Raw genomic sequence first — 18,214 nt, 5'->3', positions numbered from 1 at the left:
TCTCGCTTGGCTGCGACAAACTTTCGGACATTTCCGAAAACGTGTTACAGGGTTGCAGTAAGCTTTCCGAGATTGAAGGTAACTATTTATTTCTGAGACTTCAGAAGATCGTTTTCTTCCTGTAACTCTTTATTCTCCTGCTTCAGACTTTCGTTTTCTTTTTTGAGAAGATTGATGTAATCTTTTTGGTTTTCAAGGATATAATCTGGGATATTAAAGTATGTATTATTATTTCCAACATAGTTTCCGTAGCTATTATCAAAATTCTGTATCATATTAGTTGCTTCAGAATTTTCTCTTATTTCTTCTATATCTACATCCAGAAGTCTTGCAATACGCTCCCACTCCATATCGGTAATTCCTACTTCTCCTTTTTCTTTTCTCTGATAATGGGTCTGGCTGATATTCAGATGCTCGGCAACATCCTGCTGAGAAAATTTCTTTTGCTTCCGTACTCGTATTAAGTTTTCTTTTACCATCGGGTTATTTTTTACAAATATACCATTATGCGAATAAACCCGAATAAAACCCGAATAAAATTCGGTGATTTTTTGAATTTTTTATTCTAGTTTTGTCACAGTTCTCTTCATGACGAGAATTTTCTATATATTTAACCCATTAAAACACACAATGATTATGAAAAAAAATCTATTGTTCAGGCTCTGCCTGATGATGACAGTGCTGCTGTCGCTCTACTCCTGTATTCATGATGAAGTCTATTCTTCATCTGACCCCTCTTCTACAGAATACACTAACAAAAGTCTTTGGAAACAAGACGAGAAGTACATTACCAATGTCATGAAAGTCTATGCCGAAAACGAGGCAGACATCAAAAAAGTAAACGGAATTCCTTACTGGAACTTTGCCACAACAGTAGACAGCTTCGACGAAAGCTTCGTTGCAGTGCCAATCGTAGATAACGGAAAAGTAACCTCGGTGTTGAAAGTACCGAGACACGGCAAAAAGATCTACTTCTATTACACACAAGATGAAAGTGATCTTTCATTTTTCCAGGCTTTGGTTTTTGCCAAAATTAAAAAAGCAGGAATGCCTGATGGTTCTACGGCACAGACCAACACCATTACCTGTACCCGGCAATGGGTAAGTATGTGGTATCCCGATGATGAAAATAACCCTGAAGGACCGGGATCTTGGGGATCTCCGGTGTCGATCATCAAATGCAAAGCATTAAAAGACGAATGTCTTGGCTTTATCAACGAGTACGGACAATGTGACGGTGGTAATGGTGAAGGTGGCTACACGTATCCCGGAGGTGGCGGTGGCGGTGGAACAGAGCCGGTGGAGAAAACCCCTTGTGAGAAAGCTAAAAACACATTTACAAAAACAGCTATAAAATCAAGATATGATATCCTGAAAGGGAAAGTAAATGAAGGTGCGGAAACAGGATATGGCTTTAAATTTGCAGCAGATGGATCAATAGTAACCAATCCTATGAATCCTGACGCTATGAGTGTAGATGCTATGAATCTAAGCCTAACTTCTACAACTTTTGGATACAACCATACCCATCTGAATAAAAACAATGGCAGGGTTTCTATAAAGATATTTTCACCAAGAGATGTTAGTACTTTCTTAGAAATTCTCAGAAATGCTATAGCTAATGGTATTCCTATTGATCAGGTATTTGGTGGCATGGTATCTCCTGATCCTGATCACATCACCAATACCTACCAGATACAATACATCGGTGACGGGTCTGATCTTCCTCCTGCTTTTACAGAGACACAATTGGAGAATCTGAAAACTTGGTATACGAGAAAGGCACAAAAAATTATGGAGAATACAGGAGAAGCTTTGAGCCATACAGATATGCAAAAGCTATTTGCAGAAACGCTTGAAAAAATGAACATACACAATACCTTACTATTTAAAATAGAAGGAAACGCTACCAATCCTGAGAAAGTAAACTATGACGAATACGGCAACCCTTCTGAAAACCAATGTCCTTAATTACTAAAATTACTATTATGAAAAATATATTATTGATACTAAGTATTGTATTTGTTTGTGCTAATTGCAAAGCACAGCAAGAACAAATTATTCCATTAGGAACAAAAGGATGGCCTTTAGAAAATACATATTACAAAGATCTGAATAATGAACTTGATCCCTATACAGGAACATGGAAAGGTACTTTCGAAGGTAAAACATTTACTATAACTTTTACTAAAATAAAAGATTATGAACCTTATGATAAATATTATGAGGATAGAATAATGGGTCGGTATAAAATGCTGGATGCCAATGGAAATCAATTATACTCAACCTATAATCTTCCTGTAGAACAAGCAAAAGTGGCAAGTTTGGGGTTTGTAAACAGGGCTATAAGAGATAAAATTTCGCTTATGTTTACCGATCATTGCATTGATGGAGAAATTCATCTGAATTTTGATAATCCTCAAAAAACACAGATGCATTGGCAATATTACACAAATCAGACTATAACAACTGATAATTCCAATTGTGCACCTTTCAATGAAATGCCCAGAGGTGAAATGACTTTGATCAAGCAGTAATGTAAAGCCTCCAATTGGAGGTTTTTAAATAATAATGGGACTAGTTGCAAAGACTATTTTTCAAAGATGAACATACACAACACGGTATTATTCAAAATAGAAGGAAACGCTACCAATCCTGAGAAAGTAAACTATGACGAATATGGAAACCCTTCTGAAAATCAATGTCCTTAATTATTAAAATGACTATTATGAAAAATATAATCTTGTCATTGCTATTGATGATTTCCTGCAAATCATTTCCACAGTCTACCTGTGCGCAATATACCGTTGTCCCGTTAAGAACATTTACAGATATTCCTGAAAATGAATGTTACTATAGAAAAGACACACAAAATGAACTCAATGATTACGAAGGGACTTGGAAGGGGACTTGGAATAATAAAACCATTTATATTACTTTCAAAAAAGTAATCAATAAATATGATGATTCATTAGGCTTTAATTTGGATAATTTGGTGGGGAAATTTAAAATATTAGACAGTAACGGAAATATTCTATTTAACAATACTTCATTAACGGATAGTAATGCTAAAACCTTCGGTATTGGATTTCACCATATCACAGACAAATATCACATGATTTATATAGACAATGATCTTTGTGGCATAACGGGAGATGTTAAAATATCATTTGCCAATGCTGCCAAAACACAATTGAATATTGATTTTGATCAGGATAAAAATATTATAGATACCGATTGTTATTATTACAGCTACCAACCAAGCCAATATCCGGAGCCGTTGCCAAAGAATAATATTGTGCTGACGAAGCAGTAGGATGAAAATAATATTTATTAAATATATATTAATTCTTGTTTCTGCTTTTGTTTCGTGTAGTATTTGGAATTAATAAATTTAAATAAACTACTAAAAAAGTAACTTTTTGTTACCAAAGTAATAATTTAAAAACCTCCAATTGGGGGTTGTATTTTTTGCGAAAAGAACGGGGGTGGGATAAAACTTTTCAAAGTAGAAAACAGCAGCAATACAGAGTTACATCTTGAAAACGGAACAGAAAAACCAAAAGAATGTTCTCAATAAAATTACATACTTATTCATATGAAAAAAAAGTACCTTATATTATTCTTCTTAGTTTTATTGTTTAAGAATCTATATTCACAAATATCAACGGAAGTTGTTCCAATTTCGGAAACTTATTCATCTAATGGAAAATTTAAATTGTTGTCATTTTCCTACGATGATGAATTTCCAAATTTAAGAGGAGAATCATTTGTATCGTATACTCAAAAATACGACAGTATTGGAGTTAGAAAAAAATTTTATACGGTTAATAGGTCGTTTGATATTTATGAAGGAAATCCTTTTTTCGTAGCTATCAGTAATGATGGTAGGAAAATCATATACATCACTAATTACGTTTATGAAAAAGGGCTGGAAAATAGAAACGTAACATATTATGTAGATGGTAAGCTAGAGAAAACATATACAACTGTAGAGTTTACAAACTGTGAAAAAGATAAAGAAAAGTGTGAATTATTTTATGACAACCAATATCAAATATACAGTGGTAGAAGTTCGACCATTAAAGAATACAAAAAGACTGCTTCTGATAAAGATGTTTTTTTGAATAAAAGTTTTGTTTTCAATAAAAATGACACGATATATGTTACTGATGCAAGAAAAAAAATAACCCTTTTTGATTTAGATAAAGGGAAAATTGTCGGTTCAAAAATTGATTTTGATTCTGTTTATCCAAAAATTAAAAACATTGAGGCTATTAAAAGTAGAATTTCTTATTATAAATATCCCTATAAGTATGTAACAGATATTCAAAATTCAACAAATAATGAAAAAATCACTGAAAGCATAGGTAAAATGGTTGGTTTGAAATTTATTTCTATAAATGATTCCACTTTTCACAAATACAAACTTTTCAGAATTGAATTAAGTGGATATATGGATCGAAAAGGAAAGTTTGAAATTGAAAGTTTGAAGACTGATTCTGTGTTTAATAAAAAATTAATTGAAGAATTTATAGCAATAACTACATTCAAAACAGAATTTATTCCTCGGGAAGTTGACAAGATTTATTTAACAAATTTTTTATGAGGCTATCGTAGTTATGATGAGAAAATTGCAGAAAAAGAAACTGTTAAAGAAAAAGAAAGAAAAAAAGAAGAATTTAAAAAACGCCTTACTCTTGAAAAAATTGACAATATTTACATTCCTAAAAACTTATATGAATGTCTAACAGAATTAGACCGTATTCTGAATTTCGAAAATAAGAAACAATTACTTGAAGCAAAAAATTATTGGCAATTTAACTCACATATGGGCGGATTAGGAATGTGGATTAGAAACAATTGGGGAATTAACGGTGGTTCCCGACTTTTAAATTACTTTAACAAACGAAATATTGGAAAAGAAATATTTGATAATGATGAAATTTCGGGAATAATTATTAGTCAGTACATTATTTGGTTGAAAGGAGATAAGAACTCTTGGGAAAAATGGGAGAAACAAAATGCTCATAAATAAAATTATGAAAGTATTACTACCAATAGCATTATTAATATCAAATTTATTTTTTGCACAACAATATTTTTTTATTGATAGTCTGAAAGCAGGATTCAAAGTAAATGAATACACTTTAGAAACTGACGAGATTTATAATATTAAAAAAGATATTAATATTTATAACGTATTTATATCAAAAAAAAACATTCTATTAATCTCACAATTACCTGATTTAGATGAAAAAATATTACCTAAAACAAATGAAAGAGGAAGCAATTGGGTAATTATTGACTATGAAAAAATAAAAGGAAAAATATTTTCAAATAAAGATATATATAACCTAGCGTATAATTGGAAAATGAATAATAATCCTGATAAAAAAACGCTAAAATATAAAATTATAAGAAAAGAAAAAGGAAATTATTATGTTTCCAAAATGTGTTTAACCGAATTTTTCAGTATTGAAAATTTTAGGTATCCATTTATTTCAATCTATGGCACAATTAATATTGATGAACCAAAAATTTCTATTAAGGAAATGGAAAATCAATTCAAACAACAATTTCCTGAAAAAGAGTTTATAATGGATGTAAGAAACGATATTTCATTTCAAGATACTGAATCTTATAGTTTTAGAAATTATTTATCTAAAGAATTTTATATTAAAAAAGATAAAGCTTACCAATTTTGGACATTTGATGGATGGTGGATTGAAGATGGTTATGATGAACATCGCGGTATAGATAGATTTTTGTACATTCCAGAAAAAGGTATTGTAGGAGGTTCTTATGATTTTTATTTTAAATTAAAGCCTAAAATTTCATCTTCTGAGTACTATACTGCTCCAAAAGGATTACTGTGGAACAATATTATCAATGAAAAAATAATGATTGCAAAAGAATTAAGATAGATAATAATACAGAAAATTAAAACACTGCAAAGTATCCATACTTTGTAGTGTTTTAATTTTAAAAAGAAACAAATCTGAATATATTGCTTTTGTACTCGTTCAAATTTTTCCTAAATTAGTGGTAACACAAAACACCAAGATGAACGAAAAATTATTACAATATCTTTGGAATTTTAAGATATTCACTCATTTCAACTTTAAAGATCTTGAAGGAAATGCTATCGAAATAGTAGATTTCGGGAAATGGAACAAAGATTCCGGACCGGATTTTCTGATGGCGAAAATCAAAATCAACAATATAATCCTCGCAGGAAATATAGAACTTCATGTGAAATCTTCCGACTGGATTTTCCACCAACATTCAAATGACCCTAATTACGACAATATTGTTCTTCACGTAGTTTATCAAAATGATGCAGACATCGATGAACTTAACAAAAAGAATATTCCTACGCTTGAGCTGAAAAACCACATCGATGTAAGTGTATTTGGGAAATATGAAAAACTTTTAAATGACAGCCAGTTTATTCCGTGTGAAGATTTGTTTAATCCAGATAAAATTCCGGTTCATTTTTACGAAGAAAGTTTGTTGAAAAAGCTTGAAGAGAAATCTTCAGAACTTCAGAAAGACCTTGAAATTTATAAAAATAATTACGAAGCCGTATTATTTCACAGCCTCGCCTACTCTTTCGGATTGAAAGTGAATGCGCATCTCTTCAAACAGATTGCAGAAAGTATAGATTTTACTGTTTTAAATAAAATTCGTCAAAACAAAACCCAGCTTGAAGCTTTATTGTTCGGGATTTCCGGCTGGCTTGAAAAACCCGAAGACGAGCAAATGAAAATCTGGAAAAGAGAATTTGAATTTCTAAAAGCAAAATATCAGATTTACAGTGTAGTTATTCGTCCGAAATTTTTGCGATTACGCCCACCCAACTTCCCTACAATTCGTTTGTCGCAATTGGCGGATCTTTATCATCAGCATCAAAATTTATTTTCAAAAATGATCAATGCTAAAAATTCTGAGGAATTGGTGGAGATTTTCAGCAATACAAAAGCATCTGAGTATTGGGATAATCATTTTAATTTTGAAAAAATTTCGCCCGTCGATCAACCCAAAATTTTATCTAAAGATTTTATTGAACTCATTATTCTTAATACAGTTTTACCTTTTAAATATCATTACCATAAATATCATAATGAAGAAATTGCAGATGAAATTCTTGCATTTTACAAAGAACTTTCCTCTGAAAAAAATTCGATTGTTGAAGGATGGAAAAATTTAGGTTTAAAAATTAAAAATACATTGCAAACTCAAAGTCTGATTTATCATTACAAAAATTACTGTACAACAAAAAATTGCTTAAATTGCAGCATCGGATTTAAAATTTTAAAAGAAACTCATCATGTTTAACAATTTGCGTCACAAGATGGAAAGAGAATGGTTTGGAGTACTCACAAGAATGGGTGCGAAGCTTGGAATTCCGGTATCTAAACTACGCGTTTTCTTCATCTACTCTACTTTTGCAACGGCAGGAGTTTTCTTTTTAATCTATTTAGGATTGGCATTTACTTTGTGGGTGAAAGATATTTTCATCACCAGAAGACCCAGTGTTTTTGATTTATAACTATGGAATTTTTACAGATTAATTCACCTGACGATTACCGTATAAAGAAGATTTATGATTCTTATGCTTCAAGTTTTCCTGAAGATGAGAGGCGAGATTGGTACAAATTTGTACGTTTATTTGAGCATCCGCAAGTGAAAGTAGTGTCGGTTTTACACAATACGGAAAACATTGGATATTTGGTACTTTGGGAGCTGAAAAATCATGTTTTTGTGGAACATTTTGAGGTTTTTGCAGAATTCAGAAATCAAAAATTGGGTTCACAGATTACAGATTATCTATTTGAAAACCATCCAAGAATAGTTTTGGAAATTGAGCCAGAACACCTCAATGAAAATTCGCAGCGCCGTTTCTCTTTTTATCAAAAAAACGGTTTTCATCTGATTGACGAAATGTACATTCAGCCGAGTTACGGTGAAGGCAAAAAGCAGCTTCAGCTCTGGCTTTTATCAAATTATCATCCGGAAAACATTCATGAAGTGAAAGATGAAATCTACGATGTAGTGTATCATTAAACTACCGAATATTATTTTTTTGTCTGAGATTTCATTCTTTCAATATATTGGGGAGCTACTTTTTCAATTTCGAAAACTGTTCCGTTAATATTCTTCGACTTCACAAAATCTAATGATCTCGGATTTTCGAGAAAAGCAAATTGTAAAAACTCGTTAATATTTTCTTTGGAAATCCCCAGAGAGTCGAAATACTCAGTATCTAGCCTGCTTACTAACCATTTTAAATGCCTTTGCAAATCTTCAAACTTATAGAGATTCTTCATTCTGCGTGCATCGCCGCTTATCACTTTGTATAAAGCATCTACATTGATTGCTGCCATAGGAAAACCGACAACAAATGCATCTGAAAGATCAGGAGCTTTTTCTCTAGCCACTTCAGGCGGTCTTGGAAGACCAATATCTTTCTGCAATTGTGACACTTTACTTTCTTTGGCAAGCCTTCTAGAATCTTTATTTAAGTCTCCTGTAAGATTCAGAATTTTAACTTCTTCTATTTCTTGGGAAATTCTGATTAAAATAATATTCAACGAAGAATCGTAATCTGAAATCTTTTTGGAAGCTCTTTCATATCCTGCTTTTGAGAATCTGATTTCGTCATTTACACCTGCTTCAATTTCAAAATTTCCGGAGGCATTGCTGGAGGTTTTTTTACCATTTGAAATATTTACCACCAAAACGTTACTAATGATCATATCATTTTCACTTAATATATTACCTGAAATTTTCTGCTGAGAAAACAAAAAATTACTTGCCAGTAACAAAGTAATCAAAAAATACGCTTTCATATAAAATTTTTCTTATCATTTGTGTTTGTTTATTATTTCTCTTGCGGGGTCTTATAAGAAGATATTCTCAGTAAAACTGCCCTTTGAAATCTCATTAAATCTGCATCGCTGACGAAGCCATATTTCAATATGCTTGTCCGCTCAAAACCACCTACCAAAACGTAATAGATAAAATGCTGAACCTGGGAATTTTCAATTTTCAAATCATTAAAATACTGGTAACCCAATGCTGTTACCATATAATTCATAAAATCTACATCATCCCATTTGTTCTTTATTTTACCAATCGAAAAACCTTGTCCTTTCGGTTGTACAAATTCGCCTGGTTTTGCAGCAAGAATTCTTGGATCAGATTTTTGAGCAATGTAAACGTCTAAATCTTTCTTCAGTTTTTCAACTTTTCTTGGCGGATTTAATGTTTTAGTATCAATTTTCAAATCGCCTGTCAGCATTTTTTTTATCTCGACTTCGTCAATCAACTGCGCAGTTCTTACCAATTTTACATTAATGGGTGAATCAACGTTATCTTTAGTAATATTTTTATTGACTCTTTCGTAACCGATTTTGATGAATCGCAGGTTATCACCCTGTCTTCCGGAAATCATAAAGTGTCCGTCCCGATTGGTTGTCACACGCTCATCTGTTCGAATGTTGATTACGCTAACTTCAGACATTTCTATATTTTCTTCAGAAGTGACCTTCCCGAAAATAAAATCCTGAGCATCAATATTAACGAAGAAAAACACGGATAAAATAAAGAGTAGTTTTAATTTCACGGATTATTGTTTTATAGAGCAAAACTAAAGTAATTTTTATTGAATTTCAGAAGTTTAACCACCGTTAACGCTTTTAGTAATTTTTTGGCATCTTTCTTTTTAAAACTGTTAAAAACCAATCTGCAATTGTTAAAATTTCATTTTAATTTTAATTAAATTGCAGACTTAATCTCTCAAAAAATGAATAATTCGTATACGGTCATCAATGCTTCTGCAGGTTCAGGTAAAACCTATGCTCTTGTTCAGCGGCTTCTGATGATTTGTTTGCGATATCCCAATCAGCAACATTCTATCCGTAATATTCTGGCATTGACGTTCACCAATAAAGCGGCCAATGAGATGAAAGAAAGAATCTTGTCTTGGCTGGGGAATTTTACCGCTGAAAACTATACAGACAACACAGATTTAAAAAATATTCAAACAGCTTTTGAAAGTGAAGGTGTAAAAATTACCATTGACGAGCTTCATTTCAGGTCAAAAAAATTACTGGATTACGTTCTTCATAATTATTCTACTTTAAATATCGGAACAATTGACCGTTTCAACTCAAGATTGGTTCGAAGTTTTTCTTACGAATTGGGTTTGGCTAAAAATTTCAACCTTGAGATTGATGCAGAACCTTTTCTCATTGAAGCAGTAGATAAAATGCTCGACCAGATTGGCGAAAATGACAGTATTTCCAATTCTTTTATGGATTATGTGGATTACAGTCTTGAAAATAATGAAAGAATCAATTTAAATAAAAACCTCTACGATTCTGCAAAAGAATTTGTAAAAGATATTCATTATGAACATCTTAAAAACAATAAAAGCTTCGATGACAGTAAATATGAAGACATCAAAAATACACTTCGGAAAGAGATTGTCTTCAACAAAAAGCGTTCTTTAGAAATCGCAAAGCAATCTATTGAGCTTTTTAAATCAAGAAATATTGATGTAGAAGATTTTTCACAAGGAAAAAACGGGATTGGTGGATTTTTCACTAAAATTTTAGATTTTTACGATAAAAAAAGACCGGGATTTCCTTTTCCTACCAACGAAGAAAGTGCTTTAAACAATATTCAAAAAGGAGCTGCAACAAAATCAAAACATAAAGAGTCTGAGATTTTTGAAATTCTAGAGCAACTTTTGGAAAACAGAATGCAACTGATTCTTTTATTTATAGAAACTCAGAAAAAAGAGAAAATCTTGTCTGCTTTACTTCCTTTGAAAGTTAATAAAGATATTCAGGACGAGCTGAAAAAAATTGAAGATGAAAATGGTCTGGTTTTGCTTTCAAAATTCAATATTCTCATCAACGAAAATCTCAAAAATGAGCCTTCTGCATTTATTTATGAAAAAGTAGGTTCACAATTTCAGCATTATTTCTTTGATGAATTTCAGGATACCTCAGAATTGCAGTGGCAAAACTTCATGCCGCTGAGAGACCACAGTGTTTCTACCGAAAACACATCTTTCACTTTGGTTGGAGATCCGAAACAGAGCATTTACAGGTTTCGAGGTGGTGAGAGTAAACTAATGCTTGACATTATTAATAAAAAAGAAATTTCGCCTAAAGAAGCTGAATTATTGGTTTTAAAAGACAACTGGCGAAGTGCAAAAAATATTGTTCAGTTTAATAATGAGCTGTATCAATTTCATTCTATAGATTTAGAAGAAGAACATAAAAATATTTTCGGAATTGATGCCGAACAGAATTCAAAATCTAACATTGAAGGTCGGGTAAAAGTAAATCTTATTGAAAATCTTACGAAAGATGATTTTTATAATGACGTTTCCGAAAAAATGCAAAACGACATTCAGGAATGTATTGATAACGGATTTACATTTTCAGACATTACGATTCTCTGTCGTGGAAACTTTGATATTTTCAGTTATTCACAGAAATTGGGGAATTTAAAGGTTAATTACAAAGGAGAAGAAACAAACATTAAAACGATTTCAGATAAAGGTCTGACGTTAGAATTATCGAATACTTTACAAGCGGTCATTCAGTTTTTGAGATGGGAAACCAATCCTAAGAACAAACCTCATCTGATTATGCTGATGTTTTACCTGAACCGTTTAGGCAGAATTAACATGGCTGATTTTAGTTTTGATATGAAAGAAATTCTGGCAATTGATTCTCATGAGGAAATTTTAGAATTTATTCAAGCTCAATATGCTTTAAAACTGAAACAGGATAATTTTCCTAAATTTAATCTCTACAATTTTGTTGAGTATTACATCAACGAATTTGCGGTAGAAAATAAAGAAACCGATTTTCTACTCAACTTTTTGGAAATGTTGTTTAATTTCACTCAAAATGCAGGAGCAAGCACGAAAGAATTTTTGAAATATTGGGACGAAGAAGCTTCAAAACATACCATCCAGGCTTCTGAAAATATTGATGCCATTCAGATCATGACGATTCACAAAGCGAAAGGTCTGGAATTCCCGATTGTTTTTATTCCTTTAGAAAATAAAAATGCGGACAGCCAGTTTAATAATTGGTTTGATACGGATGAAGATGAAGCTCTGAAATCTGTGAACATCAATCAGTTCAATAAAAATCTGGAAGCTTACGATCCTGAAATTGAGAAATTTAACAAAATTAATTCCTATAAAAACTTTGTAGACCGACTTTGCCTGCAATATGTTGCGACAACAAGACCTGTGGAACAGCTTTTCTTTTATCTGCAAAAAGCCAATAAAACGTCAAACAATCTTGAGATTTTAGAATTTATTCAATCTAAAAATACCGAAAATCTTGATGAGTTTGATTTGTATAAAACAGATCCTGAAATGTTGGTAAAGCAGACAAAACATAAAAGTGCTTCTTATAAAACCAAAGACATCCAAAATCTAAATAATAAGCACGAAAAAAGCACTTCAATAAAAATTGCAACGCCCTCTAAAACCTATCAGGAACGAAATAAAAAAGTGCGAACCGGAATTTTCGTTCATGAATTGTTATCAAAAATCAATACTGAAAAAGATATTGAAAAAGTATTGGAATGCTATACTTTGGAAGGTCAGATAACTCTAGAAGAAAAGGAAGAAATTTATCATGCTTTAATTGAAATCATTACCAGACATTCTGAATTTTTTGATGAAAAATGGGAAGTGATTAATGAAAAAGACATCATGATCTCCGAGAGAGGTATAAGTAAAATTTATCGTCCAGACCGTATTCTAAAAAGTGATGAAGGTTGTATCATTGTTGATTTTAAAACCGGACAGGAATCTGAAAAGGACATAAGACAGATTGAAACGTATAAAATTGTGTTGGAGAATTTAGGAATGAAGGTTCTGAAAACGCAGTTGATTTATTTGTAGAAATATTTTAAATCTTAATTTCATTGAATAGAATCGGCGGCACCAAAGGTGCCGCCGATTATTATTTATCTCAAAAATTTAAGCTTTCGTATCCGGAACAAAAACTCTCTGCGAAAGTTCCTGATCAAAAAGATACAATGCAGATGGATTATCACAAACCATTTTGATTTTAGTAACATACTGTGAAGCGCTCGCTTCCTCTTCTACCTGCTCATTGATGAACCACTGTAAAAAAGAAGTTGTAGCAAAATCGCCTTCGTCGTTGGCATTCTTTACAATATTAAAAATGCTTCTGGTTACTTTTTTTTCATGTTCCAGTGCTTTTTCGAAAATATCCACTGCATTTTCGAAGTCATAAGGTGGTTTTGCAATCTCCCCGATGATGATCTGACCTCCGACATCATTCAGATAATCAAACATTTTATCTGCATGCATGAGTTCTTCTTTGCTTTGAACTCTGAAGTAATTGGCAATTCCGTCCAAGTCTTTGGCGAAAAACCAAGCAGACATTGAAAGATAATATTGAGCAGCATATTGCTCGTGAGCTATTTGTTCGTTGATGAGTTGTGCAATTTTTTCGCTTACCATAATAAAAATTTATACTCAAATTTACGCATTAAAAGGCAACTTGAAAAGTTTTCCTAAAATTTAGATTTAGATTGAATATAAAAAAGGATGGAATTGCTTCCACCCTCTAGCATTAAAAATCAAAACTATAAACTATTAATTCATTTGAGACTGAACCGCCGGCTTCATACCGTGTCTCATCATTTTTCTATCTCCCTTTACTCCTTTTTCTTTCATCATCGCTCTTCTTTGTTCCATTTTTGCCTTTTTACCGGCTTGCCATTTTTCGTACTGATCAGGAGAAAGAATTTTTTTCATGTCATTATCCATCTGCTGTCTTTTGGCCTTCATCTGCTCTATTTTAGCCTGTCTCTGCTCTTTGTTTTTCTCAAAATTGTTCTTCATTTCAGATTTTCTCTTTTCATGAAGATCATTTATCTGAACCACCTGACTTTGGTTCAGATTAAGTTCCTTCTGCATTTCAGCCATTCTTTCCTGTTCCTTCTGCTGCATTTTCTGTTTCATTTCTTCCCTGTTGAATTTTTTATCTTGTGGAACTTGTTGTGCCATTGCAAAACTTCCCATTCCGATCATTGCGATTGCTAATACTAATTTTTTCATTATGTTTAAATTAATTGGTTTGTTATGTCTTTTTGATACATTAAAAAAGCATTAGTTAAATGCGAAATTCATAAATAATGTTAAATTTTAATAAAAATATTTTTATAATATTTATTAAATAAAAAGAGATCAGATAACAAAACCTGATCTCTACACCACTCAAATATAATATATGAAAACTAATTTTTTACTAAGCTGTTTCTGAATCCTCCAGAACTTCTTCCTTCACTTCTTTTATTTTCCTGTCTTGGTGAAGAATTCTGAATTCTCGGGCTAGAACTCTCACTTCTTTGCTGAGATCTAAATCCTCCATTTCCTCTTGTTCCATTATTTTCAGACCTTGGAGTAACTGTTCTCGGTGCGCTGGCTTCAGATTTTCTGTTATTATTGTTTCGGAATCCTCCTGCATTTTCATTTCCTCTCACTCCATTATTTCCGTTATTACTTCTTACACCACTGTTATTTCTTACACCATTGTCAGAATTTCTGAATCCTCCGTTGTTTCCATTATTTCCTCTTACTGCATTATCTTGATTTCTGAATCCACCGGAAGAATTGTTATTTCCGTTTCTTAAACCAGAATTTCTGACCACATTCAAGGTTGGGTTATCATTACGTCTGAAACTGTTTCTATCAACTCTATAAACATTGATATTCACGTTTCGATATCTTGGTGTTACCCTAAATCTCGGTGAATAATATGACCTTCTGTAATTTTGAAAATATGCAATCGGTCTGTGTCCATGGTAATAATTGTTTTGAAAAACAACAAACACTCTCGGTCCCAAAATTCTCTCCATTGCATAAAATCTGTCATAGTACCATCTGTCTGGGTTGTATCTGTAAAAATTATTCCAGTTAGAGAAATTTGCGTACAGATTATTCAGATATAAGATCTGATCAATTTGCCAGCGATTGAGTCTGTTCTGTTGAAAGAAAACATTCCAGTTGATATTGACAATGCTGTTTCTGTAATCATTGTAATAACTTTGATAATAATCTTGAGGATAATAATCCTGAGGATAATTGTAGTAATAATCATCAGGAAAATAATTTTGATCGTCCTGATCAGAATAATATCCGTCATTATTACCGTAGTCATCATTGTATCCGTTGTTTGGATATTGCTGTGCAAACGACAAAGTCGCCGAGAGTTAAAGCAAATCCCAAAAATATTTTTTTCATTTCGATAATCATTAATTGTTAATTGTTAATTAAGAGAACTCTCATTCTTGTCTTTTGGATGTAAAGAAAAAAAAGAAGTTAAACCCTAGAGTAAAACTTCTTTATAAATATTTTTAATCAATTGATAATCAATATCATTATTTTTGTTAAGCACGACCGCTATCTTTAACCCAATCTGAAATTTTCTGATTAAAAGATGTATTTTCCGTTAAATTTTCTACATTTAAATGCATTCTGTATCGCCAATAATGCGGAAACACTGCAGGATTATTAATTCTCTCATGGTCCATATTGGGATTGGTCAAATTTTGATCCGTTGCAAAAAATTCTTGAATGGGGAAAATAGCCAACATTGCATCATTATACAAATGCTGTTTCATGATGATTTCTGCTAAATAAGGGTCAAGATTTTCCATTGCTTTGCCATACTGCATCAACTGTTGATTATAAAATCTTTGGGTTAAATCATCATTCTCATTCCACCATTGTCGCAAGGTTGAGCTATCATGCGAAGAAGCCGTAACAACATTAAGATAACCAGCATTTTTAGGATTGTAAAAAGAAATCTGTTCTGAAGGCATACGCTGCACTTTCAAAGCAACAATTGCCAATTCATCCATCACATCAGGTACACAATCCGGAACCATTCCCAAATCTTCACCACAAATCAACATTTTTGTAGAATTTAAAATGACCGGAAGTTTTTCCATTGCCTTTTCTTTCCACATAAAATCTTGTCTTTTGAAGAAATAATCCAGGTACAATTCGTAGATTGCTTTTTTCTCCCAATCTGAAAGATATTTGTAAGATTCAGTTTTAAATGCATTAAATCTCGGATGATAAACAGTTTGCCCATCTTTCTCCTCAGTTAAAAATAAAACGTTGGCACAAAGTAATATCAATTGCTCTTCAATAAAACCTGTCGGTTTTTTCTTGAAATAGTCTGATAGTTTTCTTTGCGTATCAAATTCTTCTTTGAAAGAATAAGTTCCGTCTAAATTATTATTTAAAAAATCCAAAGCTTTATTGCTCTGTTCTCCGAAATAATTCCAAAGAATCAAATCATTGATAAACGGTTTGCAATATCTGTCAAAATCAAAAGGAATATGTCTTGCTTTAAACTCTTCTAAAACAACAGGTACAGCAGGATAAAAATATCCTAAAATACCTTGTGTAGCAGAAATGGGCATTCTCCAGATTCTGAAAAACCCAAGAATATGATCAATCCTCATTGCATCAAAGTATTGTTCTAATGCTTTGAACCTGTTTTTCCACCATTGATAATCATCAGCTTTCATAGCTTCCCAGTTATAAGTCGGGAATTCCCAATTCTGTCCCAGTTCTGTAAACTGATCCGGCGGTGCACCCGCTTGGAAATCCATCCCGAATAATTCAGGTTCTGTCCAGGCTTCTACAGAATATCTGTAAATTCCAATCGGCAAATCTCCTTTTAAAGAAATTCCTAAACTATGAATATAGTCGACAGAATCTTTCAACTGTTTATGAAGTTGAAACTGTACCCAGGCATGAAGCATTGAAGAATCATAATCTTTACTTTTAGCCGAGAAAAAAGGTGCTATTTTTCCGGCAATGTATTTCTTATGCGTTTTCCAATCGTTGAAGTTGGGCGTTTTGTATTTATCTCTTAAAACACAAAATGCAGCATAAGGCAGAAGCCATGTTTCATTATCTTTTATGAACTTTTTAAAGTTTTTGTCTTTATAAATTTTCTCTTTTTCGAGATTAAAAATTCTTTCAAGATACTTCCATTTAGCAGAAATCATCTTTTCATAATCGATTAAATCCAATGAATTTAGTTCTGATTTCTCCGTTTGATATTCTTCAACTAATTCTTTAGGTAATTTGTAATCTAAATTTGTAATTGAAATATATTGCGGATGTAAAGCATAAACAGACACGGCTGCATAAGGGTAAGAATCTGTCCAGGAATAGTTTGCAGTGGTATCATTGATGGGTAAAATCTGAATAATTCCTAATGAAGTTTCATTTGCCCAATCTGCCAGTTTTTTTAAATCTGAGAATTCACCTACCCCAAAACCTTCTTCACTCCGCAAAGAAAAAACAGGAATTGCAACTCCTGCATCGTGATACATTTGGTAAGATTTAAATTTAAAATAATGATCTGCTGAAATTTGCAAAACATCTTTCTGAAGATTGGGAACCGTATATCTGTTATCACCATTTTCAATATCAATTACTTTACCTGTAACTTTATCGAAAATGGCATATTTGTACTCAATCAAATGATTTTCAGAAATCTCAACCGAGGTTTCCCAAATTCCAAAATCAGTCTGAGATAGATGAACCACTTTGCTATAATCCCAGTTTCCTAAAGATTCTGTATTTCCAAATAAAACAATTTCCCAGTTTGGATTGTACACAGGCGCTTCAAGTCTGAACAGATGAGTATGTTTTTTGAGTACCGATAACTTTTTCGGAACAAACTGATTCAGCTTATTGTATAAAATTTTATTATTCAGATAGTTTTCGGGGAAATTCTTATTATTCCATTTGTCAAAAATCAAAAACTCTTTATAGTTATGAGGAAAAATCAGTTTGTGTGAAACAAATTCTTGTCGTACTACATTATTTTTATCATCAACAAGCTGGTAATGGTAAGCAATTGATTTTGAGAAATAATCGACCTCACATTTCCAAAAACCATCTTCGGTATAAAACATGGTATGAAGTTTAGGAGCATTGCCATCTTCATTAATCACCAACTGCAGGTTTTCTCCAGCATTTGCCCGATAGCCAATGTTAAAATATAATTTCATCTATCTATTTTTTTGATAAAAATACAGTTTTAAAATTGAAAAACAAACGGTTGCAGTGTCAAATAATCATTAAAAAAGCCTTTTCTCAGATTTG

The 18,214-nt window shown here is 32.2% G+C and carries 17 protein-coding genes; 10 read left to right on the top strand and 7 right to left on the bottom strand.

The features are described from left to right. Nucleotides 1-86: 86 nt before the first annotated feature. Entirely contained in the window at nucleotides 87-479 is a 393-nt protein-coding gene (locus ACZZ9T_RS06225; protein WP_463441344.1) for a helix-turn-helix domain-containing protein, read from the bottom strand. Between the two features lie 157 nt (nucleotides 480-636). Between ACZZ9T_RS06225 and ACZZ9T_RS06220 the strand changes: the two genes are divergently transcribed. The 9 genes from ACZZ9T_RS06220 (at nucleotide 637) to ACZZ9T_RS06180 (ending at nucleotide 8,070) form a co-directional block, all read left to right on the top strand. Beyond that, the gene (locus ACZZ9T_RS06220; protein ID WP_463441343.1) at nucleotides 637-1,971 is read left to right on the top strand and encodes a hypothetical protein; all 1,335 of its coding nucleotides are present in this window, start codon (nucleotides 637-639) and stop codon (nucleotides 1,969-1,971) included. 17 nt (nucleotides 1,972-1,988) lie between these two features. Further along, nucleotides 1,989-2,537 carry a DUF6705 family protein gene (locus ACZZ9T_RS06215; protein WP_463441342.1) on the top strand — a complete coding sequence of 183 codons (549 nt, stop codon included), beginning with the start codon at nucleotides 1,989-1,991 and terminating at the stop codon, nucleotides 2,535-2,537. 191 nt (nucleotides 2,538-2,728) lie between these two features. Further along, nucleotides 2,729-3,316: a DUF6705 family protein gene (locus tag ACZZ9T_RS06210; RefSeq protein WP_463441341.1), complete on the top strand. Its 588-nt coding sequence runs from the start codon at nucleotides 2,729-2,731 to the stop codon at nucleotides 3,314-3,316. A 282-nt stretch (nucleotides 3,317-3,598) separates the two neighbouring features. After that, nucleotides 3,599-4,609: a hypothetical protein gene (locus tag ACZZ9T_RS06205; protein ID WP_463441340.1), complete on the top strand. Its 1,011-nt coding sequence runs from the start codon at nucleotides 3,599-3,601 to the stop codon at nucleotides 4,607-4,609. 24 nt (nucleotides 4,610-4,633) lie between these two features. Further along, a complete protein-coding gene (locus ACZZ9T_RS06200) occupies nucleotides 4,634-5,038 on the top strand; it encodes a DUF6794 domain-containing protein (protein WP_463442985.1) in 405 nt (134 codons plus the stop codon). A 4-nt stretch (nucleotides 5,039-5,042) separates the two neighbouring features. Beyond that, nucleotides 5,043-5,927, top strand: a complete 885-nt coding sequence (locus tag ACZZ9T_RS06195) for a hypothetical protein (protein WP_463441339.1) — start codon at nucleotides 5,043-5,045, stop codon at nucleotides 5,925-5,927. A gap of 139 nt (nucleotides 5,928-6,066) precedes the next feature. Further along, on the top strand, nucleotides 6,067-7,341 hold the full coding sequence (locus ACZZ9T_RS06190) for a DUF2851 family protein (protein ID WP_463441338.1): 1,275 nt from the start codon (nucleotides 6,067-6,069) through the stop codon (nucleotides 7,339-7,341). Further along, nucleotides 7,334-7,555, top strand: coding sequence for a PspC family transcriptional regulator (locus ACZZ9T_RS06185; RefSeq protein ID WP_463430488.1), 222 nt, complete (start codon nucleotides 7,334-7,336; stop codon nucleotides 7,553-7,555). Before ACZZ9T_RS06190 ends, ACZZ9T_RS06185 begins: the two co-directional genes overlap by 8 nt. A gap of 2 nt (nucleotides 7,556-7,557) precedes the next feature. Next, nucleotides 7,558-8,070 carry a GNAT family N-acetyltransferase gene (locus ACZZ9T_RS06180; protein WP_463441337.1) on the top strand — a complete coding sequence of 171 codons (513 nt, stop codon included), beginning with the start codon at nucleotides 7,558-7,560 and terminating at the stop codon, nucleotides 8,068-8,070. 11 nt (nucleotides 8,071-8,081) lie between these two features. Here ACZZ9T_RS06180 and ACZZ9T_RS06175 read toward each other — a convergent pair whose 3' ends face one another. Then, nucleotides 8,082-8,855 (bottom strand): carboxypeptidase-like regulatory domain-containing protein, encoded by a 774-nt coding sequence (locus ACZZ9T_RS06175; protein ID WP_463441336.1) that lies wholly within the window; start codon nucleotides 8,853-8,855, stop codon nucleotides 8,082-8,084. A gap of 32 nt (nucleotides 8,856-8,887) precedes the next feature. Continuing rightward, nucleotides 8,888-9,631 (bottom strand): hypothetical protein, encoded by a 744-nt coding sequence (locus ACZZ9T_RS06170; protein ID WP_463441335.1) that lies wholly within the window; start codon nucleotides 9,629-9,631, stop codon nucleotides 8,888-8,890. A gap of 180 nt (nucleotides 9,632-9,811) precedes the next feature. On the opposite strand from ACZZ9T_RS06170, the gene ACZZ9T_RS06165 reads away from it, so the two are divergent. Next, a complete protein-coding gene (locus tag ACZZ9T_RS06165; protein WP_463441334.1) occupies nucleotides 9,812-12,949 on the top strand; it encodes a UvrD-helicase domain-containing protein in 3,138 nt (1,045 codons plus the stop codon). A gap of 78 nt (nucleotides 12,950-13,027) precedes the next feature. Here ACZZ9T_RS06165 and ACZZ9T_RS06160 read toward each other — a convergent pair whose 3' ends face one another. From ACZZ9T_RS06160 to ACZZ9T_RS06145, 4 genes are all read right to left on the bottom strand, one after another. Then, nucleotides 13,028-13,537 (bottom strand): ferritin, encoded by a 510-nt coding sequence (locus ACZZ9T_RS06160; protein ID WP_463430483.1) that lies wholly within the window; start codon nucleotides 13,535-13,537, stop codon nucleotides 13,028-13,030. 135 nt (nucleotides 13,538-13,672) lie between these two features. Beyond that, nucleotides 13,673-14,137 (bottom strand): hypothetical protein, encoded by a 465-nt coding sequence (locus ACZZ9T_RS06155; protein ID WP_463441333.1) that lies wholly within the window; start codon nucleotides 14,135-14,137, stop codon nucleotides 13,673-13,675. A 179-nt stretch (nucleotides 14,138-14,316) separates the two neighbouring features. Then, complete coding sequence (locus ACZZ9T_RS06150) at nucleotides 14,317-15,279, bottom strand: hypothetical protein (RefSeq protein ID WP_463441332.1); 963 nt, start codon at nucleotides 15,277-15,279, stop codon at nucleotides 14,317-14,319. A 189-nt stretch (nucleotides 15,280-15,468) separates the two neighbouring features. Continuing rightward, nucleotides 15,469-18,120: a 4-alpha-glucanotransferase gene (locus ACZZ9T_RS06145; RefSeq protein WP_463441331.1), complete on the bottom strand. Its 2,652-nt coding sequence runs from the start codon at nucleotides 18,118-18,120 to the stop codon at nucleotides 15,469-15,471. Nucleotides 18,121-18,214 lie beyond the last annotated feature (94 nt).

The organism is Chryseobacterium sp. AC417, from assembly GCF_979258215.1.
Note: the sequence above shows the minus strand (reverse complement) of the source record. Positions and strands in the feature narration are given on the sequence as shown.

Coding starts and splice junctions, on each gene's coding strand:
- ACZZ9T_RS06225 (WP_463441344.1), bottom strand. CDS start 479: ATGGTAAAAGAAAACTTAATACGAGTACGGAAGCAAAAGAAATTTTCT.
- ACZZ9T_RS06215 (WP_463441342.1), top strand. CDS start 1,989: ATGAAAAATATATTATTGATACTAAGTATTGTATTTGTTTGTGCTAAT.
- ACZZ9T_RS06180 (WP_463441337.1), top strand. CDS start 7,558: ATGGAATTTTTACAGATTAATTCACCTGACGATTACCGTATAAAGAAG.
- ACZZ9T_RS06190 (WP_463441338.1), top strand. CDS start 6,067: ATGAACGAAAAATTATTACAATATCTTTGGAATTTTAAGATATTCACT.
- ACZZ9T_RS06175 (WP_463441336.1), bottom strand. CDS start 8,855: ATGAAAGCGTATTTTTTGATTACTTTGTTACTGGCAAGTAATTTTTTG.
- ACZZ9T_RS06210 (WP_463441341.1), top strand. CDS start 2,729: ATGAAAAATATAATCTTGTCATTGCTATTGATGATTTCCTGCAAATCA.
- ACZZ9T_RS06145 (WP_463441331.1), bottom strand. CDS start 18,120: ATGAAATTATATTTTAACATTGGCTATCGGGCAAATGCTGGAGAAAAC.
- ACZZ9T_RS06155 (WP_463441333.1), bottom strand. CDS start 14,137: ATGAAAAAATTAGTATTAGCAATCGCAATGATCGGAATGGGAAGTTTT.
- ACZZ9T_RS06185 (WP_463430488.1), top strand. CDS start 7,334: ATGTTTAACAATTTGCGTCACAAGATGGAAAGAGAATGGTTTGGAGTA.
- ACZZ9T_RS06205 (WP_463441340.1), top strand. CDS start 3,599: ATGAAAAAAAAGTACCTTATATTATTCTTCTTAGTTTTATTGTTTAAG.
- ACZZ9T_RS06165 (WP_463441334.1), top strand. CDS start 9,812: ATGAATAATTCGTATACGGTCATCAATGCTTCTGCAGGTTCAGGTAAA.
- ACZZ9T_RS06220 (WP_463441343.1), top strand. CDS start 637: ATGAAAAAAAATCTATTGTTCAGGCTCTGCCTGATGATGACAGTGCTG.
- ACZZ9T_RS06160 (WP_463430483.1), bottom strand. CDS start 13,537: ATGGTAAGCGAAAAAATTGCACAACTCATCAACGAACAAATAGCTCAC.
- ACZZ9T_RS06195 (WP_463441339.1), top strand. CDS start 5,043: ATGAAAGTATTACTACCAATAGCATTATTAATATCAAATTTATTTTTT.